Genomic DNA, 25,992 nt, shown 5'->3' with positions numbered 1-25,992 from the left:
TTTTTATCTTCTCAAATTGAAAAGCACACTGATAAACGCGATATCTCAGCCCATTGCGGGCTGAGATTAAAGATTGTGAGGAGTGTCTAAAATTTACTCACCTGCAATACTCATTTCTGGTAATAACAACGATCCACACTGAACATTACTGCGCATCTCAATATCATCACCCATAGTGGCAATATTAGCCCACATATCTTTTAGATTACCAGCAATAGTCACTTCACTAACAGGATACTGAATTTCACCATTCTCAACCCAAAAACCGCTAGCACCACGAGAATAATCGCCTGTTACTGTGCTGACGCCTTGTCCCATCAATTCTGTAACAACTAGCCCTGTTCCCATCTCTTTTAACAGTGCATCAAACGATAAACCTTGCCCTGGGATATACCAGTTATGAATACCACCAGCATGACCATTACTTTTTAAGCCCAGTTTTCTTGCTGAATAAGTGGTTAATAGCCACTCTTGTAACACGCCATCTTTAATGATTTCGGCATCGGTTGTGCGCACACCCTCGCTATCAAACGGTGTTGATGCTAGGCCTCTCATTAAGTGAGGACGCTCTTGAATATTTAGCCATTGAGGAAAAATTTGTTTGCCCAAACTATCTAGTAGACAAGAAGATTCACGGTAAATCATGCTACCACTAATTGCTGCAACTAAATGGCCAAAAATTCCTGTCGCAACATCAGCAGCAAAAATAACAGGAGCTTTCATGGTTGGGAGTTTACGAGGTGCAAGGCGTGATAAAGTACGACGAGCACACTCTTGGCCTACCCATTCAGGTGATGCTAGATCATCAAAACGACGACTAATGGTGTAGGCATAATCGCGCTCCATATCTTCGCCATCACGAGCAATCACACAACTCGACATTGAATAGCGTGAAGATGAATAGCTTTTTAATAAGCCAAGGCTATTCCCAAATACACGAGTTCCACTGTGGCTATTAAAACTGCCCCCTTCGGTATTAATAATTCGGCTATCACTGTCTAACGCTGCTTTTTCTGCTCTTGAAGCCAGCTCTATTGCCTTATCTGCAGTCACATCAGTTGGATGGTATAGATCAAGGAAAGGTGCATCAAATGCTAATAACTCTTTATCAGCAGGGCCTGCATAAGGATCAACAGAAGTATAACGCGCAATATCCACTGCAGCTTGTACTGCACGTTTAATCGCATCAGGACTTAAATCGGTAGAAGAAGCACTGCCTTTGCGTTGTTGTTGATAAACCGTAATGCCTAACGCCCCATCACTGTTAAATTCAACATTTTCAACTTCACCATAACGTGTACTAACACTAATACCTGTTGATTTATTAATAGCGACTTCTGCACTGTCACACAGTTTTTCCGCTAGCTCCAATGCAAGCGAGACGGCGTCTTCAAGCTGTTTTACCTGATCTGAATTATTCATTGAGAACCATTTTTCCTAAGGAGAACATCACTTTTTACTTATTTTTAGCAAAGTAAATCAATTGACAGGTGGTCAACAAGCGATTTTCCCAGTTACAATAGAAGATATATGAATGTTATCACCCGTCGGGCTTTTGGTCATTCACCAAATCACACTCCCGGCTTACTCTGCAACAGGAATTTTTATTATGGCAAAGCAGCCTGAAGAGTGGCATTACCTCAATCCTGAATTTGACGATACTTCGTCAGAAGAGGAAGAAGAGGAAGAAATTATCTGGGTCAGCAAAAGCGAAATTAAACGTGATGCTGAAGCGCTCAAAAAACTAGGTACTGAATTAGTAGAATTAAGTGCGCAAGAATTAGAGCGTGTGCCATTAGATGAGAAATTATTAGCCTCTATTCAATTAGCACAAAAAGTACAGCGTGAAGCGCGCCGTCGCCAAATTCAATATATCGGAAAATTACTGCGCAATGTGGATGAAGATCCGATCCGCCAAGCGCTTGATAAACTAAAAAACCGCCACAACCAACAGATCTTAGTGCTCCATAAATTAGAAGATCTGCGAATTCGCCTTGTCGAAGGTGGCAATGAAGTCATTGAAGAAGTCGTCGCTCTTTATCCAATGGCAGATCGCCAACAATTACGCACACTTATCCGTAATGCGAAAAAAGAAAAAGAAGCAAACAAGCCTCCAAAATCATTCCGCTTACTGTTTCAATATCTAAAAGATTTATCAGAATCAGCATAAAACCTGATCATCCTGAAAACGCAGTGTCAATTCAGCCTCACTGCGATTTTCAGGGCATATTTTTACTTTAAATTATTTTTGTGTATTTTATGCTCACAATGAAAGCTCAATACGTCTTTACCAAGCGTATTTTGTGCTTCTTGCATCAGCTCAACTAAAGGCTGAAAATCGCTGGAATGATGAGGCAAATGCTTGAAAATGATTTTTACGGGTAATTCAATTTCTCCCATTAATACATCCCATAATGCATCTAAGTTATTACCAAAATGCTCATCTAACTGAAATTGCAATGCAAAATCCCGATAAAAAGTATCTCTATCTGCCAACATCTTAAAATCAAAAACAACCTGTTTCATTAAGGGGCAACCTTTGTCATTGTACGATAATGATCTGTGGTGACATAAATAAGCCCATCATTCGAATAGAGTAATCTATCACTACCTCGATGACCACATTGATAATTTACATCGGCTTCATACCACTGGCGTCCCGCTTCTTCAGGCAACTGTTTTTCACGATTCATAAAGCGATCGCCACCAATAGCCCTTCCTGGTAATACTTCACACAAATTACCTGCTTTTGCATTCCAGCCCTTTTCTCTTGCTTGTTTTTTAGTGAGATAAAAATCAGGTAGTTGTTGATGACGTTGTAAATAGTTAGCCACTGCGCTAGTTTGCGTTTTTTCATCGATAGACAGTGGAATTTGTGCCGGCTTATTGGTGCTATTGCTAGATGATGTTGGAATAGAAACTGACGATGAAGATACTGATGTTTCACTTTCGGGAAGTAAACCCTTATAAAGAACACCAAATAAAACAGCAATAACAATAATAACTGGTAATAAACGTTTACCCATAAATTAGCACCTTCATGATAAAAAACTCCATCAATTGATGGAGTTTAATAAATACACTTAAATAACGATAGCAATAATTAAGCTGTACCACCTACCGTGATTTTATCTAGCTTCAAGGTTGGTTGACCAACGCCAACAGGTAGGCTTTGCCCTTCTTTACCACAAACACCGACCCCCTTGTCTAGCGCAAGATCATTGCCCACCATTGAGACTTGTTGCATAGCTTCAATACCTGAACCAATCAGCGTGGCACCTTTAATCGGTTTCGTTATCTTTCCGTTTTCAATTAAATAAGCTTCAGAAGTTGAGAAAACAAATTTCCCCGATGTAATATCAACCTGACCGCCACCAAAATTAGGTGCATAAATACCACGATCAACACTCGCAATAATCTCTTCTGGTGACGATTTACCCGCTAGCATGTAAGTATTGGTCATACGAGGCATTGGAAGATGTGCGTAAGACTCACGGCGACCATTTCCTGTTGGTGCAACCCCCATTAAACGAGCGTTCATCTTATCTTGCATATAACCTTTTAAGATACCGTTTTCGATTAACACATTGTATTGACCCGGAACACCTTCATCATCAATAGCAACAGAGCCACGACGTCCTTCAATTGTGCCATCATCAACTATGGTACAAAGCTCAGAAGTCACTTTTTCACCAAGACGACCTGAAAATACAGACGTTTCTCGACGGTTGAAATCACCTTCTAAACCATGCCCAACAGCTTCATGTAATAACACGCCCGGCCATCCTGCACCTAGTACCACAGGCATTGTTCCAGCCGGTGCGGCAATTGCAGATAAATTCACTAATGCCATCCGCACCGCTTCACGCGCGTAAGTCACAGCATGGCTTTCGCCATCAACTTTCATTAAAAAGTAGTCATAACCAAAACGACCACCGCCGCCACTTGCACCACGTTCACGTTTGCCATCTTCTTCCACCAGCACGCTGACAGAAAGGCGAACTAAAGGACGTACATCGGCTGCTAACGTGCCATCGGTTGCTGCAACAAGCACATGTTCGTAAACACCCGTTAATGACGCATTAACCTGTTTAACACGCTTATCTTCAGCGCGCGCAACCTTATCTACTTCATGCAATAGTGCAATTTTTTCTTCACGAGAAAGGCTTTGTAGCGGATCATTTAAGCTGTACAGCGGAGAATGTTGAATAGCGCCTAAAGTATGGATACGACCATTACCTTTAGCCTGAACAATACTTCGCGCAGCATGCGCACTTTGATTCAGTGCGTTAAGCGTTAATTGGTCGGCATAAGCAAAACCGGTTTTTTCACCATAAATTGCTCTGACACCAACCCCTTGATCAATATTGTAAGAGCCATCTTTAATAATTTGATCGTCAAGTATCCAAGCCTCGTGATAACTTGATTGAAAATAAAGATCACCATAATCAATTTGACGCTGTGCAAGCTGCTCTAGTGTTGATGCTAAATCATCTAAACTAAGTTTGTTTGCTTCCAACAGACTTTCGCTGACAACAGCTAAACTCATAATTCTTCTTTATCCTTAACTTTTTTGATTAAGTGGGTCAGTTTCGGGCGAAAACGGTTATGTTTCACGACCCGGATCTGTTCACGCATACCATGTAAACTATCAACACCAACATTGAGCGTTAACGCACTGACAGCATCAGGGTTCTTCTTCAAGACTTTACCCCAACCATCAATCGCCATAGTATGGCCCCAAGTCCGGCGCGTATCATGTGTACCCACTTGTGCAGGCGCTAAGATGATACACTGATTCTCAATCGCACGAGCACGTAATAAAGGCTCCCAGTGTGCTTTCCCCGTTAAACGAGTAAAGGCCGCTGGTACAGAAATAATCTCTGCACCTTTCTCTCTTAATGCTTGGAAAATGCCAGGGAAACGGAGGTCATAACAGATAGTTAAACCTAATTTTCCGACTGGAGTATCAACCACGGTTAGGCGTTCACCACGTTGATAAATAGAAGATTCATTATATTCGCCCTGTTCATCATCAATACTCACATCAAACATATGAATTTTATCATAACGAGCGCGAATAACGCCTTCATCATCGAAGACCAAACTACTGCTGGTAATTTGATCTGGAGAGTCTCGACTAATCAAAGGCATAGAACCGACTAAGATCCATACTTTGTAACGCTGAGCCATTTTAGCAATTGCATTTTGCAATGGCCCATCCCCCTGAATTTCAGCGTGTTTATGATAATCTTTAGAGTTCGAAAAAAGTAACGCATTTTCAGGTGTTAATACCAGCTTCACTGAATCGGGTAATTGCTTAATCTGTTGCTCGATTTGCGCCAGATTATTTTTTGTGTTTTTTCCGCTACAAAGTTGCAAAAGTGCGACATTAACTTTTTTCATAACGCCTGATTCTCCTTAAGCTGACGCAGTACTTCGTCAATTTTGGGTTGTTCCATAGTTCCGGTCACATGATAACGGATAACTGAAATCTTACTCCAAAGTGGCCCCAGAACCTTTGATGCCGCAAATACTGCGGCGCCTGCAATTGGGTTTATTGCGAAAGCCGTGGCAACACCGACTGTAGCTGAAATCTCAGGGGTGACTACAACCTGTAGATCCATTTGACGTTCAAGTAAATCCACTTTTCCACTTATCGCAATATCAGCAATAACACCATCAACATGAACTCTCTCTGCATTCATAATACCTTGATTAATCGTAATTTCACTTTTAATCGAATCATATTCAAAATGCTCACTGAAAGTATCTCTAAAATCAAACTGCAATTTACGTAAAAGTGCATCAAAACTTACTAGTCGTAGTAATTTACCCGCTTGTCCTACATCGACTTTCTCTATGCGTCCTTTGCCTAAAACAGATTTAATATCACCATTTAAGTTCGCAATATTAAAATTCCACGGTGTATCATGCCATTGTAATGAAAAATCGGCAGAAAGCGGAGATTGTAAAATAGGTACGATATACCCGAAATAAGCGGCCAATTCATCAATTTCGTCAGCTTTCAGCTTACCGATTAATTTTGTCGTGTTATTTCCGTCTAGACCTTCAGACCACACACCATTAACCTGAAGCTCACCACTGCTATTTTCCAATTTACCGCCAGTTAAAAATAAAGCACCTTTATTTTGTTTTAACGAACCTTCAATTTTCCCTAAGAGTAAACCATTAACCCAACATTCCCGGCATTCAAAATCAATAGAAGGAATATTTTTCACTGAAAATTTCAATGCATTAGGATCATAAATATTGGCCATTTTTAATGGTTTTTCTTCTTGAGAAGTGGAAACACCATTAAAATAGAGATAATTAATATTTACTTGCCAAGGTGCTGATGTTTCAGGAATAAATACATCACCTCGTAATTCACTTCCTGAAAATGCTAATTTTACACCATCACTAACTCGCATAATTTCAGTTTGTGGGTTATTCCATTTTTGCCCAGCAAAATTTAAATCGGGCAAACTGATATGCACATTATCAGGAAAACTCACTGCATTTTCAGAAGGTGTTAATGATGAAAAGGCAATTAATGTCGGTAACCATTTATCTCCTTCTAGTTCTTTAAGAGCAATGGTTAAACGTTGTTGTGAGCTTAACTCCGGTAACTTAAGGGTAGAAGAAACAAGGTTACCTTGTAATAAACGAAGTTGTTTACCTAATCCCCATTGGCTATTAAGTTTCCACTGTTTTTCAGCATTAGCATTCACAGTCAAGGTTTCACTATTACCATTTGCTGAAATCACAATAGGGGAAGAGTTTTTTAGATCTAGAGTTTCAGGTACTGTTAATTTACTTTTTAATGTATTGATATTCCCTGTTAAATCAACTTGATAATCGACATCACCTTTTTCGGGGATCTTAACATTAACGTTGCCATTCCATGGGAATACACCACTAAATTTTTGCTGAATATCGCTAGGCAAGCCCTGAATTTTTTGAATATCCCATTGGCCTTTTAACCCTACATCTACTTGATAATTATCCACCGTATTATGGCTTGTAAATGAAAATGCGAGTGGCTGACCAAACCAATTAGCTGTTAATGTATCACTTTCAAGTTTGTCATTATGGTAACGAAATTGCCCGCTAACACCCTTTAACGTGGTATCCATAAAATTCAATGTGACATCATTATTTTTTAAATTTATCTCGCCAGATGCAACAACATCATCGCCGCCAAAAGGAATATCAAGCTTCAATGTGCCATTAATTTTTCCTGCCACTTTAAGTTCTTCAAGCGTATGGCCAATACTCGCCATTTGAGAATCTAAGAAATACTCTTTTAGTTCATCCCCTGTTGCTTGAATATTCGCATTAATTAAGATCTTTTCTTGTCGATAACTTTCAATCACCGCACTTAAATTTGTCGCTGTCGCGTTACCCACTTTCGCTTCTGACGATGACATCCATAACCCATCATTTTTAAAATCTAGATTAATATCGAGATCGAATAATGCGGGCCATTCACTATCAAATTTAAACGTAGCATGTTTAACAGGGGCATAAACTTGGAACCACCCTTTGTGGTTATCAAAAGGAAAATCTGTCGGATCACCATGGAAGATAAATGTTCCATTATCGATATTACCCGCAATAATCGCATCTGAAAGATATTGAGTAAGTTCTTTACCAACATACTCTTCTGGCAGATAACGCCATGCATCTCCGGCATTAGTCACTCTTACGCCAGATAAAATAGAAAGCTGCTGATCTTCACCTTGTTTTTCATAACGAAAATCTCCCGCAACCCATGCTGAAGTTGCTTGAATATCTAATCCTTGGCTCCAAAGTGACAAATTATCCCCAGAATGTTGCCAATAGAGTGTTCCTTTTCCTTTTTCGATATTCAGTGGTGCTTTAAATAATTCGCCAGTATCTATTTCACTGTCAGCTAGGGCAAAGTTAAGTTCACCACTTTGCATGCTCCCTTTTAATTGCCCACTGAAATGTTGCACTGATGGGATCTCTTGCCAACGCTTCCAACCTACATTTTCCCAAGAGAGATTAATCGCACTTTGCTCGAAGTGTTCAGGCGTAAGATCTAAGGCAAAATCATTAACCACACCAGAAAATTGGCGATACTGCCACTGACGTACAAAATCAGGAGTTAAAAACGAAAATAATGGTAACAGTGAATACAGCCTATCTAACTCGATATTTTTAGCTCTAATACGCCATGCTTCATCATGTTGTTTTTCTTTCGGTTGATAGAGAACAGCTAAATAGCCATCAGGCCACTCTTCACCATCCATGGTAATTTTTCGAGTATAAGGAATATCAGCAAGCCAGCCATTCTCTTGTCTTCTCATGCGTAAAATTAAATCTTCAACATTTAATACATGTGAAGTGCCTTCACTACGCCAATCCATTTCACCTTGATGAATTTGTAATTGGCTTCCCGTAATACGGCCTTTAGTAATTTCAATCCAGTTTGATAAGCTTGCTTTAGCTTCACCTAAACCACTATTATTTTTTACCCACTGGCTAAGCCAAGGTGAAATATCAATATCATCAGCAGTAAGAAACACCTTACCATTATCAATTAAGCCTTCATTCGTGGTATAGAGGTCGAGGCGAACTTTTAAACCACCATAGTGATTAATCGGTGTATCAAGGGTGACTTCACCTTGAGCACGATGACGTTTTTTTTGATTCAGCCACATCAACTCAGGAATATGTAATGTACTGGTATCACCTGACGGGGTTAGAAAAATAAAACGGCTTTTGACTAGTTTAAAGCGATCGAATTGTTCAAGAAAAAGCGAAGAAATATCATCAGGTGCAGTTAGCGTAATATCACCACTTTGCCCAGTAAAAATAGGCCGTTGGTAATTGACATCTAATTGATCAAAAGTCAGCTCACGAAAATGAGGACGGAGGGTCAATAATGAACGCCACACATCAAAAGAAAAAGTCACTTTTTCTGCGCTAACGTTTACATCTTTATTCTTAATATTAAGTCCACTGACTTGAATATCAGGGCCAAAATTCTGCCATTCCCCATTAATTTTCGTTATTGAAACAGGGCTATTAAGCTGTTTTGTTAAATACGTTTCTATTTCAGGGCGATAATCATCTAAACGAGGCAGAAAATAGCGAAACCCGCTTAACACCAAGGCAAAAACGATGAGGCAAAAAACTGTTATAACTAACAGGTATTTAGGCAGCCGCTTCATTTTTGTCTCCTTTCTGCCATCATATTCATTAGGAAGGCGACTCCATTACATCATCACCACATCAAATTGCTCCTGACTATAGAGTAGCTCAGTTTGCACTTTTACTTGCTTACCCACGAAAATTTCAACCTCTGCTAATGCATGGGATTCATCACCTTTTAACGCATCAGCAACCGCCGTAGAGGCATAAACTAAGAATCGATCTGCATCAATCGTTTTATGTACACGCACTATCTCACGTAAAATTTCATAGCAGACTGTTTCAACTGATTTTACCGTACCTCGCCCTTGGCAAGTTGGGCAGTCATCACAAAGCACATGCTCAAGGCTTTCTCGTGTTCTTTTACGTGTCATTTCCACTAAGCCGAGTTGAGAAAAACCATTAATGGTCGTTTTCACTCTATCTTTACTTAAGGCTTGTTCAAGTGATGCCAATACTCTGCGTTTATGTTCATCATTATTCATATCAATAAAATCAATAATAATGATACCGCCTAAGTTACGTAACCGTAATTGACGAGCAATAGCTTGGCTTGCCTCAATATTAGTATTAAAAATGGTTTCTTCTAAATTTCGATGACCAACAAAAGCCCCCGTATTAATATCAATCGTCGTCATTGCTTCTGTTTGATCGATAATGAGGTAACCGCCTGACTTTAATTCAACTTTACGCTCTAAAGCCCGTTGAATTTCATTTTCAACACCATAGAGATCGAAAATAGGCTGATTCCCTTGATGTAATTCAAGTTTAGCGGTTAATTCAGGAATGTATTCACCAATAAATTCCTGTAATTGATTATAAGTTAATTTAGAATCAACACGTATGCTATCTAATTCAGAGCCAGCAAAATCACGTAAAATACGCTGTGCTAAAGCTAATTCACCATAAATTTGAATGCGGGTTTTATTTCTTTTCTTACGCTCAATAATTTTATTCCACAAGCGTTTAAGAAAAGCGGCATCTTGCTTAATTTCATGCTCGCCAACACCTTCGGCGGCTGTACGAATAATAAATCCCCCATTTTCATCGCAATACTCTTCAACGAGTTGCTTTAAACGCTCGCGCTCTTCTTCGCTATCAATTCGTTGAGAAACACCTACATGAGACGCACCTGGCATAAACACTAAATAACGGGAAGGCAATGTAATATCGGTGGTCAGGCGAGCGCCTTTTGTTCCTAAAGGATCTTTAACCACTTGTACAATTAAATCTTGGCCTTGGTGGACTAATTGCGCAATATCACGAACATTAAACTTTTTCTGCTCTTCACCTGCGATACATTCAGTGTGAGGCATAATATCAGAAGCATGTAGAAAAGCGGCTTTATCTAGCCCGATGTCAATAAATGCAGCTTGCATCCCGGGTAATACGCGACTTACCCGACCTTTGTAGATGTTTCCGACGATACCTCGTTTCGCTTCTCTTTCGACATGAATTTCTTGAAGTATGCCTCCACGAATATAAGCAACCCGAGTTTCAGATGGCGTCACATTCACTAATAACTCTGCTGTCATGAAATCTCCTTCTCATTAGCTAGAGACGAAAATTGAGCTATCAATGCTTCGGTTTCGACAAGAGGTAATCCGACAACAGCATGATAACTCCCCTCAATCCGTTGAACAAAACGGCCTCCTTTTCCTTGAATACCGTAAGCACCAGCTTTATCCATTGGCTCTCCTGACTCAATATACGCGCTAATCTCACTCTCTGTCATCTTTCGAAAAGTGACGTGTGTGACGACTAATTGACTCAATGTGCGTGTTTTATTAGAGATAGCAATTGCCGTCATCACTTGATGAGTTGCACCTGAAAGTGAACGTAGAATTTGTGCTGCATGGGCTTTATCTCGCGGTTTTTCAAGAATATGACCATCATGAACCACAATGGTATCCGAGCCTAGAACAGGATAATCATAAGGTGCTTGTCGTACACCTTCTTGTGATTTTTCTTTTGCCAAACGAAGGACATAATCTTCTGGTGATTCACCTTGTTGCCAAATTTCATCAATAGCAGGGGTGATAATACTAAACTCAACATCTAATAACGCGAGAAGTTCACGTCTTCTTGGTGAGCTGGATGCAAGATAAAGCGTGGTCACAGATAATGTCCTCATGACGGTAACGCAAAAGAGACCGCCATAAGCCAATTAACTTAGTGAACTGAAAACTGGTGACGGACTTTGCGAAGTAAAAAATAAAGCCATGGCCAAAGAATACCACTGACTGGGCTATTCCAGAATACTTGAGGGTGAAAAGTCACTGGTGAAAGTAAAAATTCTGCCCAAAATACAGTAAGATCGACAACCACCACACTAAACATTATCACTAAGGCTTGTTGCCATAACGCTAAATTACAAAAAAGCTGATATTTAAAAGCAATAACATAACTCACTAACGTATAAGCAAGAGCATTCACGCCTAAGGTTGTTCCTTGAACTAAGTCCATAACCATACCCAATACAAATGCAGTTCCTACACTGACACGATGAGGGATCGCGGTTATCCAATAAATCAGAAACAACATTGGCCAAATAGGTCGATACACTTCTAATTGTTCTGGCCACGGCATAATCTGCAAAACAAGTGCAATAAGAAAAGAGAGCCAAACAATCCAACGCCCACGACTTTGATAAGGATTCATCGAGGTTACCTACTTCTTGTTGTACTAGGTGTAGCAGGTGTTGTGGCTGGCGGAGTTGTTCCATTACTTGCCTCTGGCGTATTGTCTAATGGCTCTTGAGACATAGAACGAGGAAGTGGAGGCCCTGCTTGCTCATAATTAGGTAAAACTTGTGGCATCAATTGCATTAGGCGCTCATTCGCAGCGTGATACACCTCTGAAGGCAACGGAGGCTCCCCTGTTTTATCTGATGCATTCCATAATAAAAGTAAATAACGTAAACGCTGTAATTCAGCAGAAGGACGAACATTAATCACAGAATAAGCTCGTTGATTATCAACCTTAACTGAAGCAACAACACCAACTGGATACCCCTCAGGGAAACGCCCTCCAAGACCTGAGGTAACTAAAACATCTCCCACACGAATATCAATATTAGCGGGTAAAGCTTCAAGTAATAAATCATCCGCACAACCTGCACCTGAGGCAATTACGCGAATATCATTACGTAAAACTTGCACTGGTAACGCATGAGAGGTATCACAAATTAATAGCACTCGGCTCGTAAGCTCACTTACGGCAATGACTTGACCTACAACACCTTTATCACTAATAACCGGCTGTCCTTCATAGACGCCATCATTAGTTCCTTTATCAATAACCACTTGATCTCGATAAGGCGTACTATTGCCAGACAGAACTTGTGTGACTGTCATTTGTTCATTTTGGCGAAGAGGTGAACCAAGTAATTCTCGTAAACGGGCATTCTCTTGCTTAAATTGCTCTAGTAGTTGGCTTTCTCCACTGCGAACTAACAACTCTTTTCTTAAAGCTTGGTTTTCAAATTGTAAACGCTCACGCGTTGCAAACGTTTCAGAAATTTGATCGAGGAAACGACGTGGACCATTTGCAAGAAAATAGAAGGGACTAACAGCAGTATCAAGATACTGGCGGACTTTAGAAAATGCACCAATACGGTTATCAGCAATCAATAAAGAGATAGCGACAACCACGGCGATTATTAATCTTAGTTGCAGGGAAGGGCCCCGACTAAAAATTGGCTTCATAAACTCTAAGATCACTCACACGGAGAAATTAAAAAACAGGCGTTAGTATTCTCACCAAGGGGGAATCCATTCTCCCTTGTTAGAATTAATCTCAATCTTCGCTAAACAGATCGCCACCGTGCATATCGATCATTTCTAATGCTTTGCCACCACCACGCGCAACACAGGTCAGTGGATCTTCAGCAACAATTACAGGAATACCCGTTTCTTCCATTAATAAACGATCAAGGTTACGTAATAACGCACCACCGCCTGTTAACACCATGCCGCGCTCTGAAATATCAGACGCCAACTCTGGAGGGCATTGCTCTAACGCAACCATAACAGCACTAACGATGCCAGTTAATGGTTCCTGTAATGCTTCAAGGATTTCATTAGAGTTTAATGTAAAGCTACGAGGTACACCTTCTGCAAGGTTACGACCACGAACTTCGATCTCATTAACTTCATCAGAAGGATAAGCGGAACCAATATCGTGTTTGATACGTTCTGCGGTTGCTTCACCAATTAATGAGCCGTAGTTACGACGTACATAATTAATGATAGCCTCATCAAAACGGTCACCACCGATACGGACAGAAGATGAATAAACCACACCGTTTAATGAAATAACGGCGACTTCTGTTGTACCACCACCGATATCCACAACCATTGAGCCAGTTGCTTCAGAAACAGGTAAGCCGGCACCGATTGCCGCAGACATTGGTTCTTCAATTAAGAAGACTTCACGCGCACCCGCACTTAATGCTGATTCACGAATAGCTCTGCGTTCTACTTGAGTTGCTCCAACAGGGACACATACCAACACACGAGGACTTGGACGCATAAAGCTATTGTTATGAACCTGTTTTATGAAGTGCTGAAGCATTTTTTCGGTTACATAAAAATCAGCAATCACACCGTCTTTCATTGGACGGATAGCAGCGATATTCCCAGGTGTACGCCCTAACATCTGTTTGGCTTCATGCCCTACAGCTGCAACACTTTTTGATGTGCCAGCGCGATCTTGACGAATAGCGACGACGGAGGGTTCATCGAGAACAATACCCTGTCCTTTGACATAAATGAGGGTATTGGCGGTACCCAAGTCAATAGACAAATCGTTGGAAAACATGCCACGAAATTTTTTAAACATACGAAAGGATAATCCTGCAAGCCGGGACGGAAAAATCCGTCTACTCTATCAACCACAATAAGCAGCGACAAGGCGCGATTCACTACTTAGATTAAAGTGGACACGTAAATAATCATAAAGGCACAATATTCTACGTTACTTTTCCCAATTGGAGCAGAAAAAAACTGCATAAAAATGGGCTAATTAGAACGATTAACGCATAATTTCAATCCTACGCTGTTCATATTTAACTTATGTAACAATACAAACAACGCTTCTATCAATAAAGAAAAATCTGACTTCGTTGCCAAACTGTGACTCAAAAGCATCACTGCAAGTTCAAATAAAATTTATTCATTTGAATAAGCACAATTACTCTATTGATATTAAATAGTGTTTCACCGACAAAACTTGACTGAAAAAATAATAAAAGTATCCACCTCGAATACTTCATAAACAACGCATTATCTTTATTTCGAACCACAAAGGGAAATGCTTATTTTTATCCCATCATCAAACATTAACGGTGTTATCTAATAACCAAGATATAAAACTCAGAATAATCTCTGTACCAATAAACGTAGAACCCCCGTTTATACACTAAAAAAGGATTATTTGTCTCATTATTACAATAGATATTGTGCACAATCACGACGAGATCTAAAAAATCACTTATCATGAAACAAATAGAAATCGATAAGGGGTCAAGATGAAAGCATTATTAGTTGAACAGCACGACGATAAACTCAATGCCAATGTGCAAGATATCGATGAAAAAATATTGCCTATTCATGAAGTTATTGTCGACATTCATTATTCTACACTGAATTATAAAGATGGGTTAGCGATCACTGGAAAAGGAAAAATACTACGCCAACTTCCAATGGTTCCAGGGATCGACTTTTCAGGTGTCGTTCATCACAGTGAAGATCCTCGTTTTCATATTGGCCAACATGTTTTATTAACGGGTTGGGGTGTAGGGGAAAATCATTGGGGTGGCCTTGCTCAAAAAGCAGGTGTAAAAGGTGATTGGCTCACTGCTGTACCTGAAGGACTATCTTTAAAAAATGCCATGATAATTGGTACAGCAGGCTTTACGGCTATGCTTTGTGTTATGGCATTAGAACAAGGTGGCATAACGCCTAAAAGTGGTGATATTTTAGTTACAGGCGCCAGTGGAGGTGTGGGAAGTACTGCCATTAGTTTGCTAACAGCTTTAGGCTACCAAGTTACTGCATTAAGTGGCAGAGCCAGCAACCATGACTATTTACGCAAACTTGGCGCCCAAAATATTATCACTCGCGAAGAGTTTGAATCTGCGGGCAGAGCTTTAGATAAACAACGCTGGGCGGGTGCAATTGATACTGTAGGTGGACAAATTCTTGCTAAGATTTTGTCGCAAACAAACTATAACGGAACAGTCGCAGCTTGTGGGTTGGCGGGTAGCTTTTCTTTACCAACGACCGTGATGCCTTTTATTTTACGAAATGTTCGATTACAAGGCGTCGATTCTGTTTATTTTCCAGCGGAAAAACGCGCCCAAGTTTGGCAACGTTTACTAAAATTACTGCCAGAAACATTCTATCAACAAGCAATGACAGAAATTACGCTTGATGAAGTTCCACGTTATGCTCAAATGATTATGGATAATCAAGTGACTGGTAGAACGTTAGTAAAACTCTAATTTGTCGGTTTTACCTGCTTATTTCTGGCATTAATTCACTTCATTTAGTGCCAGAATGAGCGTCTTTTTGTATAAACAGGTGATAAAATTGTGATGCAGATCACACTTTCAACATATATTAACGATTCATCTCAAAGAAGTTCAGATTTCCAGTGACATCAATAAATAACGTGATGTTATGATTATTTTTTCATCACCGGTTTATTTTGCTTTCTTACGTTTACAATCTTGTAAAAACTTTTAACTTTTCATCAAAATAACCCCTTCCTTCCCTGATTAGACCAGTATTTTGCTGTTATCTTCTGTGAAATGTCTATAATGTCGGACTTTGTGATATGTATCGTAACATTGGATACAATAAAAGATGACAAAACGAAAAGCACAGGTTATTTTGTCATTTCGTTGACGAATTGACGGAGATAGAAGCATAATGTCGGAAAATTTTCATATTTTGCTCCTGAATGGTCCGAATCTAAACCTGCTTGGAACAAGAGAGCCGGAAACCTACGGACACTTAACTCTGGATGATATCGTTCAAAGTTTGTCAGCAGATGCTCAGGCATTAAATGTGAAACTTAGCCATTTTCAGTCTAATGCTGAATTTGAGCTGATAAATAAAATTCATGCGGCGCGGGGAAATACCGATTACATATTAATCAACCCTGCAGCTTTCACGCATACCAGTGTTGCACTGCGTGATGCATTATTAGGGGTGAATATTCCATTTATTGAAATTCACCTATCCAATGTCTACAGTCGGGAGCCTTTCCGTCACCACTCATATCTCTCTGATATCGCAACAGGCGTAATCTGTGGATTAGGTGCAGAAGGTTATCGATTTGCTTTACAGGCAGCGGTCAGCCGTTTGTCTTAATAAAAAACATCAAAAAAGAGTACGGAATCAACTCATGGATATTCGTAAAATTAAAAAACTGATCGAGCTAGTCGAAGAGTCTGGCATTTCTGAACTAGAAATTTCTGAAGGTGAAGAGTCAGTACGTATCAGTCGTAATACTGGTCTTCAGGGTCAAATGGCTCCTCAGCAATATTTTGCGGCACCAGCGGCACCTCAACCTGCGTTAGCAAATGCTGTTGCGCCAGTAGCACCAGAAACTCCAGCAGCGACTCCAACGCAAGAAATCAGTGGTCACGTTGTTCGTTCACCAATGGTCGGAACGTTCTATCGCTCACCAAGCCCTGAAGCTAAGAAATTTGTTGAAGTCGGTCAGCAAGTCAATGTCGGCGATACTCTGTGCATCGTTGAAGCAATGAAAATGATGAATCAGATTGAATCTGATAAAGCGGGTGTTGTTAAAACTATCCTTTGCCAAGATGGCGACAATGTTGAGTTTGACGCTCCACTCTTTGTTATCGAATAACGAGGCAGGTCCATGCTAGAAAAAATCCTCATTGCCAACCGTGGTGAGATAGCACTGCGTATCCTAAGAGCATGTAAAGAGCTTGGGATCAAAGCAGTTGCCGTTCACTCCACAGCAGACCGTGATTTAAAACACGTTCTGCTGGCAGACGAGACTATCTGTATTGGTCCCGCTGCTTCAGCAAAAAGTTACCTAAATATCCCTGCAATCATTGCAGCGGCTGAGATCAGTGGCGCACAAGCCATTCATCCAGGATACGGTTTCCTGTCTGAAAATGCTGATTTTGCAGAGCAAGTTGAACGCTCTGGCTTTATTTTTATCGGCCCAAAAGCTGAAACCATCCGCCTAATGGGTGACAAAGTTTCAGCCATTGAAGCGATGAAAAAAGCAGGTGTTCCATGTGTACCAGGATCAGACGGTCCTTTAGGTAACGACTCTGCAAAAAATATTGAAATTGCTAAACGTATTGGCTACCCAGTTATCATCAAAGCTTCTGGCGGCGGTGGTGGACGCGGTATGCGAGTTGTCCGTTCTGAAAAAGATCTGGAACAATCAATTATAATGACGCGTGCGGAAGCAAAAGCGGCATTTAGCAACGACATGGTATATATGGAAAAATACCTTGAAAACCCACGCCACATTGAAATTCAAGTCATGGCTGATGGTCAAGGTAATGCTATTTATTTGGCTGAACGTGATTGCTCAATGCAACGTCGTCACCAAAAAGTAGTTGAAGAAGCACCAGCACCGGGTATTACCCCTGAAATCCGTAAAAATATCGGCGAACGCTGTGCGAACGCATGTATTGAAATCGGTTATCGTGGTGCGGGCACTTTCGAATTCCTGTATGAAAATGGTGAATTCTACTTTATTGAGATGAACACCCGTATTCAGGTGGAACATCCAGTAACAGAAATGATCACTGGCATCGACTTAATTAAAGAACAGTTACGCATTGCATCTGGCTTACCTTTATCAGTAACGCAAGATCAAGTTAATGTTCATGGTCATGCAATTGAATGTCGTATCAACGCAGAAGATCCAAAAACGTTCATGCCAAGCCCGGGAACTATTACTCGTTTCCACTCACCAGGTGGATTTGGCGTACGTTGGGAATCGCATATTTACGCAGGTTATACTGTTCCACCTCACTATGATTCAATGATTGGTAAATTGATCACTTACGGTGAAACACGCGAAATCGCGATCTCTCGCATGAAGAATGCGTTGGCAGAACTTATCATTGACGGTATCAAAACCAATGTTGAGTTACACCAGTTCATTATGAATGATGAGCAATTCCAAAAAGGTGGTACCAACATTCACTACCTTGAAAAACGTTTAGGTTTAGCTGAGAAGTAATTTTTTTCACTTAACCAGAAAAGGCATAGTTTAATCACTATGCCTTTTTTATTGCTGATTTTCTGATAAGCATCTATTTAATAGGAAACCCTTTAAAGGGTTTTATTTCTCGAATGCTAAAACTGGTGTTCATCTCTTTGATATTGCCAATTGCTCGTACTTTCATCATGGAAACGTTATGAAAATCTTCCATGTCTTTAACGACCAATTGCAACATATAGTCATATCGCCCTGAAATATTATGGCAAGAAATCACATTATCAATCTTCATTATCTCTTGTTCAAAGTGCGCCATATTATCTTCAGAATGCAAATCTAACGTAATATTCATAAAGGCATAAAAATTAAACCCTAAGTGCTTAGGGTCAATGATGGCGCGATAATTCTTGATCACTCCCTTTTCTAATGCCTTAAGTCGCTTCCAGCAAGCCGGTGGGGATAAAAAAACACGCTTAGCAATTTCCGCATTATTTAATCGCCCTTCTTCTTGTAACAACTTAAGTATCCCCATATCCGTTTTGTCAAGATCCATCCTATTTGCACCTCTGTGACATTAATCAAAATAACGTTTTTATCAAAGATAATTAATTCATAGCTCAATTTTAGCGAATTTTATTAATAAATAAGTCTGTATTGCTTCCAATATGGAGAAATAATTAATCACACTAATTGCTAAAATTATTCTCGAAGTATCGTTATTCAGCTAATACAAAATGATTAGAAATCATGTTCCAAAAATAAACTTAACAAAACAAATACTATAAATTTTACTTTCACATGGGATCACATGTATGACTTTATTAGAACAAAAAGTTGATAAGGCCTCTCTCTCAAAAGAAGAATGGAAAAAATTAACTCGATTTGATAATACTGATATGGGGTGGATTATTATCAGTATTGGGATGGCAATTGGTGCTGGTATTGTGTTTTTACCTGTGCAAGTTGGCTTAATTGGGTTATGGGTGTTTTTACTCTCTTCTATTATTGGCTACCCTGCCATGTATCTCTTTCAACGCTTATTTATTAATACCCTTGCCGATTCTAAAGAATGTAAAGACTACCCAAGTGTTATCGAAGGTTATCTTGGTAAAAACTGGGGAATGTTTTTAGGATTACTTTACTTCTTAATGTTAGTGATTTGGATTTTTGCTTATCCAACAGCACTGACTAATGATACAGCATCTTACCTACACACCTTTGGCGTAACAGAAGGATTACTATCAGAAAACCCTTTTTATGGCTTAATTCTTATCTCTTTTCTCGTCTTAATTGCATCACGAAGTGAAGAGTTATTATTTAAAATCTCAAGCTTTATGGTGTTATCTAAATTACTCGTTGTATTTGCATTGGGTGTCATGATGATAAGCATGTGGGATCTGTCGAAAAATATCGATACCTTTCCGCCTTTTAGCCTATTAATTAAAAACGCCATTATTACACTACCTTTCACACTGACTTCTATTCTCTTTATTCAATCTCTTAGCCCGATGGTTATTTCTTATCGAGCTAAAAATAAATCAATTGAAGTCGCTCGTTATAAAGCCTTAAGAGCTATGAATATCTCTTTCGGTACACTATTTTGTGTTGTCTTCTTCTATGCTGTTTCTTTTACCTTTGCTATCGGCCATGACGAAGCAGTTAAAGCCTATGAGCAGAATATTTCGGCCTTAGCAATTGCAGCACAATTTATTGAAGGTGATGCGGCTAAATATGTCACTCCTGTTGGTGTTGCACTCAACATATTTGCTTTAATGACTGCATTCTTTGGCGTTTATCTAGGCTTTAAAGAAGCAGTGCAAGGCTTAGTCATGAATGCTCTTACCCGCATTATTCCCGCAGAAAAAATTAATCAGAAAATCCTCACATTATGTATTGTAATTTTTACTGTAGTTATTGCATGGGGTGCAATTGTTCTTAATTTGCCAGTATTAATGTTCACTTCAATCTGCAGCCCTATTTTCGGGATTGTAGGTTGTCTTATTCCTGCTTATTTAGTTTACAAAGTACCTTCATTGCATCGTTATAAAGGTGGATCACTGTATTTGATTATCTTTACGGGCATTCTGCTTTGTATTTCCCCTTTCTTAAAATTTATTTAATTAAATTAGACGTATTAAAGGTTTACCATGAAATATAACTTTGATGAAATTATAGATAGAAAAGATACTGATGCTTTAAATTATGATGGTTGGCGCCAATATATTTTTAAGGCAGATAAAGATGCACAATTCGCCTTTGCTGATAATGAGTTTATTAGAATGTGGGTAGCGGATATGGATTTTTCTACTCCGCCTGAAGTTCTTGAGGCCATTAAAGCACGCCTAGATAGAAAAATATTAGGTTATACCAAAGTATATGATGATGAGTATTACCAAATATTTAAAGATTGGTGCCAAAGACATTACGATTGGGAAATTGATCCGAGTGAAATTGTATTATCTCCAGGTATCATTCCTGCATTAAACCGCCTAGTACCTTTATTAATAAAAGAAGATGAAAGTATCCTTATTCAAACACCTTCTTATACACCATTTAAACAAGCGGGAGACTATAATTCTCGCCAAGTGATCTACTCTGATTTATTAGAAAAAGACGGTGAATACTCTATTGATTTTGCAGATATGGAACGCAAAATTAAGGATAAATCACTTAATATTAAGCTCTTTATTTTATGTAATCCTCAAAATCCAACAGGTAAAGTGTGGACTGAAGAAGAGCTCATTAAGATGGGAAAACTCTGTGTTGAAAATGATATTTGGATGATATCAGATGAAATACATTGTGATTTATTGCGTAACGGAGTGTCACACACTCCTATTGCTAAACTCTTCCCTCATTATGAGAAAATTGTTACCTGTATGGCACCAAGCAAGACATTTAATCTTGCAGGTAATCTAATGTCCCATATCTTTATTAAGAATGAAGAAGTAAAAAAAGAATGGCTTCGCCTTTATGATGACTTTATTTCGCCATTAAGTTTAGTTGCAACAAAAGCTGCTTATTCTCAATGTGATGAATGGTTAAAAGCACTAAGAAACTATCTCGATGATAACTTTAAATTAGTACAAGAATTTACTCAGGCCCATTTTCCAAAAGCAAACTTTAAAATACCTGATTCGACCTATTTAGCATGGATTAATTTGACTGAATATTTACCTGAAAATGTCGATAACCAACAACTTTCACTCTATTTTGCCAATAAAACAGGCATTTTATTAGAAGGTGGAAATATGTTTGTAAGTAATGGTGATAACTATATTCGTATTAATCTTGCTTGCCCTCGCACCATTATCAAAGAAGGCCTAGAAAGAATAAAAAATGCCCTTTAATTTTTAATTTATGAGATGAGTAAAACAAAGAAGAGCACCACATTTGATCAATCTATTTCAATGTCTGCTCTTCTTTTTTCCTATTTCAATTATCTTAAACATTCTATTTATGGTGATTATTTCAACACTTCATTTCTCAATTAATATAAAAAACCATCTCTATTTTTATTGCCCCATTAAATAGAGACTCAACAACAATCCTTTTAAAACAGTAAGATAGTCGGTTTTTAATATTCCCTCATGACTTTGTGATTAATTTTCACTGAATCAACACGCACTTTCCCGTACAATCCTCCCATTCATTTTTAACCCTATTAAGATTAGGAGAACAGATGGACAAACGTTTTGTTCAGGCCCACAAAGAAGCCCTTTGGGCCCTAATTTTAACTTTTATTTATTTGTTGGGTTGGCTAATTACCGCCTATTTACCTGATAACACACTAGGCATTACTGGTTTACCTATTTGGTTTGAGCTTTCATGCTTATTCTTACCTGTTTTGTTTTTTCTATTGTGCTATCTGATGGTGCGCTACTTTTTCAAAGATATGCCGTTAGGAGATGAGCATGACGATGCAAACTGAGGTCATAGTGCCACTGATTGGCTACCTTCTGTTGGTCTTTCTGCTGTCGGCTTATGCTTATCGTAAGCGTGAAAAAGGCGAGTTTCTTAACGAATATTTTCTGGGTAATCGCTCCATGGGGGGCTTCGTGTTAGCTATGACTATCACTGCCACTTATGTTAGTGCGAGCTCCTTTATCGGTGGGCCGGGTGCTGCCTATAAATATGGTATTGGTTGGGTATTGCTTTCGATGATCCAACTGCCCGCAATTTGGCTATCCCTTGGAGTATTAGGAAAAAAATTCGCCATTTTAGCGCGTCGTTATAATGCCGTTACCTTAAACGACATGCTATATGCACGTTACAAAAGTCGTTTTCTCGTTTGGTTTGCCAGTTTAAGTCTATTAGTTGCTTTTGTCGGTGCCATGACAGTGCAATTTATCGGCGGCGCACGTCTATTAGAAACCGCAGCCGGCATCCCTTATGAGTTTGGCTTACTTATCTTTGGGATCTCGATTGCACTGTACACCGCAATTGGTGGATTTAGGGCTAGCGTATTAAACGATGCATTACAAGGCCTTGTAATGCTACTCGGTACCTTTATCCTACTGGTTGCCATTATCTATAAAGCGGGTGGTTTAGATATTGCGATACAAAAACTCAATGCCATCGATCCTGCATTAACCTCACCTCAAGGTGCGGATGGCATTCTAACGGGGCCTTTTATGGCTTCATTCTGGGTACTGGTCTGTTTTGGTGTAATAGGCTTGCCACATACTGCAGTACGTTGTATCTCTTACAAAGACAGTAAAGCCATGCATAAAGGGATTATTATTGGCACTATTGTGATGTCATTACTAATGTTTGGAATGCACTTTGCTGGCGCATTAGGTCGGGCCATCATTCCTGATCTGACTGTCCCTGATCAGGTTATCCCAACGTTAATGGTTGAAGTATTACCACCTATTGCAGCAGGTATTTTCCTTGCAGCACCTATGGCTGCCATTATGTCTACGATTAATGCGCAACTATTACAATCTTCAGCAACGTTAGTCAAAGATCTCTATCTCAATATCGCCCCTCATGCGATCACTAATGAGAAACGTATCTCTCGTTTATCGAGCCTTTCGACCTTGATTTTAGGTGTGCTACTGCTGTTTGCTGCATGGAACCCACCATCAATGATTATTTGGCTTAATTTACTCGCTTTTGGTGGCCTACAAGCTGTTTTCTTATGGCCTCTAGTTCTTGGCCTTTATTGGGAAAAAGCAAACCGTTATGGCGCTATTGCAGGCATGATCACAGGCGCCACACTTTATGCCACTCTTGCGACATTTAATATCCAAATAGCCGGATTCCACCCTATTGTTCCTTCACTGTTATTGAGCTTAGTGGCATTTCTTGTTGCTAATCGATTTGGAGAGCATACTCTGCCACAATCAACATCATTACAGTGAGTTCGTTTTTAAAGAGATTAATTATGCCTTGGATACAATTAAGACTTAATGCAACTGCTGCCAATGCCGAAGCTATTGGTGATGAGTTAGTTGAAAGCGGTGCCGTTTCAGTGACTTTCCAAGATAGTCACGATACCCCTATATTTGAACCTTTACCGGGTGAAACTCGCCTGTGGGGTGATACTGACGTTATCGGTTTATATGATGCAGAAACTGACATGAAAATCGTTGTGGCAATGTTAGAAAATACGCCATTACTCGGTCAAGGCTTCCTGCACAAAGTTGAACAACTCGAAGATAAAGATTGGGAACGTGAATGGATGGATAACTTCCACCCAATGCGCTTTGGTGAGCGTTTATGGATTTGCCCAAGTTGGCGTGAAGTGCCTGATCCTAATGCCGTCAACGTCATGCTAGACCCAGGTCTTGCATTTGGTACGGGTACCCACCCTACTACCTCATTATGCCTTCAGTGGCTTGATGGTTTAGATTTAGAAGGTAAAACGGTTATCGACTTTGGTTGTGGTTCTGGGATTTTAGCAATTGCAGCCTTAAAATTAGGCGCAGCTAAAGCAATTGGTATTGATATCGACCCACAAGCCATCCAAGCAAGCCGTGATAATGCGCAACGTAATGGCGTATCTGACGCACTTACACTGTATCTTGCAAAAGACCAGCCTGAGAACCTCAGTGCTGATGTTGTTGTAGCAAATATTTTAGCGGGTCCATTGCGTGAACTTGCACCCGTTATCAGTACACTGCCTCGTCAGGGTGGGCATTTAGGTCTTTCTGGTGTATTAGCGACACAAGCAGAAGGCGTAGCAGCTGCCTATGAAGGATTATTTAACTTAGATCCTGTTGCAGAGAAAGAAGAGTGGTGTCGTATTACCGGTGTGAAAAAATAACACAGAACAAATATTAACCAAAGTGAGATAATCTCATTGCGTTAAAATTTCACTTAATTATTGTTTATCAGGCATTAATCACATTTTTGCCTGATAAACTCTACTTAGTTCCACTTGTTTATCAATTCTATATCATCAAATTTTAATTTTTTAAAAACACATAACATTATGTTTTTATTAATTAAATAATCAATTCATAAAAAATCAAGTGTAAAAAAGTAACTTTTTTTCGCAATTTGGTTAAACTTTGTCCTTTCATATCTGGCAAAAAATGCGTAATATACGCGCCCTTGCAGTCACAGTTTGGCCCTCTTTTCATCTATGCGAATCGGACAGTATCAGTTAAAAAATTGCCTTATCGCGGCTCCCATGGCTGGCGTTACAGACCGACCTTTTCGGTCGCTTTGCTATGATATGGGTGCGGGTATGACAGTTTCTGAAATGCTTTCTTCCAATCCTCAGGTTTGGCAGACAGACAAGTCTCGGTTACGAATGGTACATAGTGATGAATTGGGGATCCGCTCCGTACAAATTGCAGGAAGTGATCCCGTTGATATGGCGGCTGCTGCGAAAATAAACGCAGATAGTGGCGCTCAAATTATCGACATTAACATGGGTTGCCCTGCAAAAAAGGTGAATAAAAAGCTAGCGGGTTCAGCACTACTTCGTCATCCCGACCTTGTCGCAGAGATCCTCTCTGCTGTGGTTAACGCGGTAGACGTACCTGTTACTCTCAAGATCCGTACTGGCTGGTCACCTGATGAACGTAACTGTGTAGAGATTGCCAAATTGGCTGAACGTTGTGGTATTCAGGCTCTCACTATTCATGGGCGTACACGCGAGTGTTTGTTCAAAGGGGAAGCCGAATACGACAGCATTCGGACAGTTAAGCAGAATGTTTCTATTCCCATTATTGCGAATGGAGACATAACAGACCCGCTAAAAGCCAGAGCAGTATTAGACTACACTGGAGCCGATGCTTTGATGATCGGTCGCGCTGCTCAGGGAAGACCCTGGATCTTTCGGGAAATCCAGCACTATCTGGACACAGGTGAACTGTTGCCCCCTCTACCGATTGTAGAGGTGCAACAAATAATGCAAAAGCATGTGCGTGAGTTGCACGACTTTTACGGTCAAGGCAAAGGAACTCGCATTGCACGCAAGCATGTCTCTTGGTATCTCAAGGAACATGCCCCTGATGACCAGTTTCGGCGCTCCTTCAACGCCATAGAGGATGCCAGCGAACAGCTGGAGGCGTTGGAAGCATATTTCGAAAATTTTTTGCGTAAATAAATAAAAGAGCTGACAGAACT

Annotated in this window: 23 protein-coding genes; 11 read left to right on the top strand and 12 right to left on the bottom strand. The window is 39.8% G+C overall.

Annotated elements, in window-relative coordinates:
- Positions 1-93 precede the first annotated feature (93 nt).
- Positions 94-1,422: a metalloprotease PmbA gene (gene pmbA / locus DK866_RS13035; RefSeq protein ID WP_109409256.1), complete on the bottom strand. Its 1,329-nt coding sequence runs from the start codon at positions 1,420-1,422 to the stop codon at positions 94-96.
- A 187-nt stretch (positions 1,423-1,609) separates the two neighbouring features.
- Here pmbA and yjgA point away from each other — a divergent pair, with 187 nt between their 5' ends.
- Positions 1,610-2,170, top strand: coding sequence for a ribosome biogenesis factor YjgA (yjgA, locus tag DK866_RS13030; protein ID WP_072069864.1), 561 nt, complete (start codon positions 1,610-1,612; stop codon positions 2,168-2,170).
- 62 nt (positions 2,171-2,232) lie between these two features.
- Here the strand turns inward: yjgA and DK866_RS13025 are convergent, their stop codons facing one another.
- From DK866_RS13025 to mreB, 10 genes are all read right to left on the bottom strand, one after another.
- Positions 2,233-2,526, bottom strand: coding sequence for a barstar family protein (locus DK866_RS13025; protein WP_109409255.1), 294 nt, complete (start codon positions 2,524-2,526; stop codon positions 2,233-2,235).
- Positions 2,526-3,026, bottom strand: coding sequence for a ribonuclease domain-containing protein (locus DK866_RS13020; RefSeq protein ID WP_109409254.1), 501 nt, complete (start codon positions 3,024-3,026; stop codon positions 2,526-2,528). Before DK866_RS13020 ends, DK866_RS13025 begins: the two co-directional genes overlap by 1 nt.
- A 77-nt stretch (positions 3,027-3,103) precedes the next feature.
- A complete protein-coding gene (tldD, locus tag DK866_RS13015) occupies positions 3,104-4,549 on the bottom strand; it encodes a metalloprotease TldD (protein ID WP_072069782.1) in 1,446 nt (481 codons plus the stop codon).
- A complete protein-coding gene (gene nit1 / locus DK866_RS13010; RefSeq protein WP_072063785.1) occupies positions 4,546-5,406 on the bottom strand; it encodes a deaminated glutathione amidase in 861 nt (286 codons plus the stop codon). Before nit1 ends, tldD begins: the two co-directional genes overlap by 4 nt.
- Positions 5,403-9,203 carry an AsmA2 domain-containing protein YhdP gene (gene yhdP, locus DK866_RS13005; protein WP_109409253.1) on the bottom strand — a complete coding sequence of 1,267 codons (3,801 nt, stop codon included), beginning with the start codon at positions 9,201-9,203 and terminating at the stop codon, positions 5,403-5,405. The genes nit1 and yhdP overlap by 4 nt, the downstream gene beginning before the upstream one ends.
- Before the next feature lie 45 nt (positions 9,204-9,248).
- On the bottom strand, positions 9,249-10,718 hold the full coding sequence (gene rng, locus DK866_RS13000; RefSeq protein ID WP_072069784.1) for a ribonuclease G: 1,470 nt from the start codon (positions 10,716-10,718) through the stop codon (positions 9,249-9,251).
- Positions 10,715-11,302: a Maf family protein gene (locus DK866_RS12995; RefSeq protein WP_109409252.1), complete on the bottom strand. Its 588-nt coding sequence runs from the start codon at positions 11,300-11,302 to the stop codon at positions 10,715-10,717. Before DK866_RS12995 ends, rng begins: the two co-directional genes overlap by 4 nt.
- A gap of 53 nt (positions 11,303-11,355) precedes the next feature.
- The gene (mreD, locus tag DK866_RS12990; protein WP_109409251.1) at positions 11,356-11,844 is read right to left on the bottom strand and encodes a rod shape-determining protein MreD; all 489 of its coding nucleotides are present in this window, start codon (positions 11,842-11,844) and stop codon (positions 11,356-11,358) included.
- Positions 11,845-11,849: 5 nt separating this feature from the next.
- Positions 11,850-12,890, bottom strand: a complete 1,041-nt coding sequence (gene mreC, locus DK866_RS12985; protein ID WP_109409250.1) for a rod shape-determining protein MreC — start codon at positions 12,888-12,890, stop codon at positions 11,850-11,852.
- A gap of 91 nt (positions 12,891-12,981) precedes the next feature.
- The gene (gene mreB / locus DK866_RS12980) at positions 12,982-14,025 is read right to left on the bottom strand and encodes a rod shape-determining protein MreB (protein WP_023582893.1); all 1,044 of its coding nucleotides are present in this window, start codon (positions 14,023-14,025) and stop codon (positions 12,982-12,984) included.
- 688 nt (positions 14,026-14,713) lie between these two features.
- Here mreB and DK866_RS12975 point away from each other — a divergent pair.
- From DK866_RS12975 to accC, 4 genes are all read left to right on the top strand, one after another.
- Positions 14,714-15,688 (top strand): MDR family oxidoreductase, encoded by a 975-nt coding sequence (locus DK866_RS12975; RefSeq protein WP_109409249.1) that lies wholly within the window; start codon positions 14,714-14,716, stop codon positions 15,686-15,688.
- A gap of 430 nt (positions 15,689-16,118) precedes the next feature.
- Positions 16,119-16,562: a type II 3-dehydroquinate dehydratase gene (gene aroQ / locus DK866_RS12970; RefSeq protein WP_072069788.1), complete on the top strand. Its 444-nt coding sequence runs from the start codon at positions 16,119-16,121 to the stop codon at positions 16,560-16,562.
- Positions 16,563-16,596: 34 nt separating this feature from the next.
- Positions 16,597-17,067, top strand: a complete 471-nt coding sequence (gene accB, locus DK866_RS12965; RefSeq protein ID WP_072069789.1) for an acetyl-CoA carboxylase biotin carboxyl carrier protein — start codon at positions 16,597-16,599, stop codon at positions 17,065-17,067.
- A gap of 12 nt (positions 17,068-17,079) precedes the next feature.
- The gene (gene accC, locus DK866_RS12960; protein ID WP_109409248.1) at positions 17,080-18,429 is read left to right on the top strand and encodes an acetyl-CoA carboxylase biotin carboxylase subunit; all 1,350 of its coding nucleotides are present in this window, start codon (positions 17,080-17,082) and stop codon (positions 18,427-18,429) included.
- Positions 18,430-18,502: 73 nt separating this feature from the next.
- Here accC and DK866_RS12955 read toward each other — a convergent pair whose 3' ends face one another.
- Positions 18,503-18,961 carry an Lrp/AsnC family transcriptional regulator gene (locus tag DK866_RS12955; protein WP_072069791.1) on the bottom strand — a complete coding sequence of 153 codons (459 nt, stop codon included), beginning with the start codon at positions 18,959-18,961 and terminating at the stop codon, positions 18,503-18,505.
- 343 nt (positions 18,962-19,304) lie between these two features.
- Between DK866_RS12955 and DK866_RS12950 the strand changes: the two genes are divergently transcribed.
- The 6 genes from DK866_RS12950 to dusB all read left to right on the top strand — a co-directional run bounded on the left by DK866_RS12950 (position 19,305) and on the right by dusB (position 25,972).
- Positions 19,305-20,528, top strand: a complete 1,224-nt coding sequence (locus DK866_RS12950; RefSeq protein ID WP_409076902.1) for an aromatic amino acid transport family protein — start codon at positions 19,305-19,307, stop codon at positions 20,526-20,528.
- 27 nt (positions 20,529-20,555) lie between these two features.
- Positions 20,556-21,758 carry a MalY/PatB family protein gene (locus tag DK866_RS12945; protein WP_109409246.1) on the top strand — a complete coding sequence of 401 codons (1,203 nt, stop codon included), beginning with the start codon at positions 20,556-20,558 and terminating at the stop codon, positions 21,756-21,758.
- 332 nt (positions 21,759-22,090) lie between these two features.
- Positions 22,091-22,339 (top strand): YhdT family protein, encoded by a 249-nt coding sequence (locus DK866_RS12940; RefSeq protein ID WP_109409245.1) that lies wholly within the window; start codon positions 22,091-22,093, stop codon positions 22,337-22,339.
- Positions 22,329-23,774, top strand: coding sequence for a sodium/pantothenate symporter (gene panF, locus DK866_RS12935; RefSeq protein WP_109409296.1), 1,446 nt, complete (start codon positions 22,329-22,331; stop codon positions 23,772-23,774). The genes DK866_RS12940 and panF overlap by 11 nt, the downstream gene beginning before the upstream one ends.
- A 23-nt stretch (positions 23,775-23,797) precedes the next feature.
- Positions 23,798-24,679, top strand: a complete 882-nt coding sequence (prmA, locus tag DK866_RS12930; protein WP_109409244.1) for a 50S ribosomal protein L11 methyltransferase — start codon at positions 23,798-23,800, stop codon at positions 24,677-24,679.
- Positions 24,680-25,000: 321 nt separating this feature from the next.
- Positions 25,001-25,972, top strand: a complete 972-nt coding sequence (gene dusB / locus DK866_RS12925) for a tRNA dihydrouridine synthase DusB (RefSeq protein WP_036938696.1) — start codon at positions 25,001-25,003, stop codon at positions 25,970-25,972.
- The last annotated feature ends 20 nt before the right edge of the window (positions 25,973-25,992 follow it).

Source organism: Proteus genomosp. 4 str. ATCC 51469 (genome assembly GCF_003144375.1).
Lineage (GTDB): Bacteria > Pseudomonadota > Gammaproteobacteria > Enterobacterales > Enterobacteriaceae > Proteus.
Note: the sequence above shows the minus strand (reverse complement) of the source record. Positions and strands in the feature narration are given on the sequence as shown.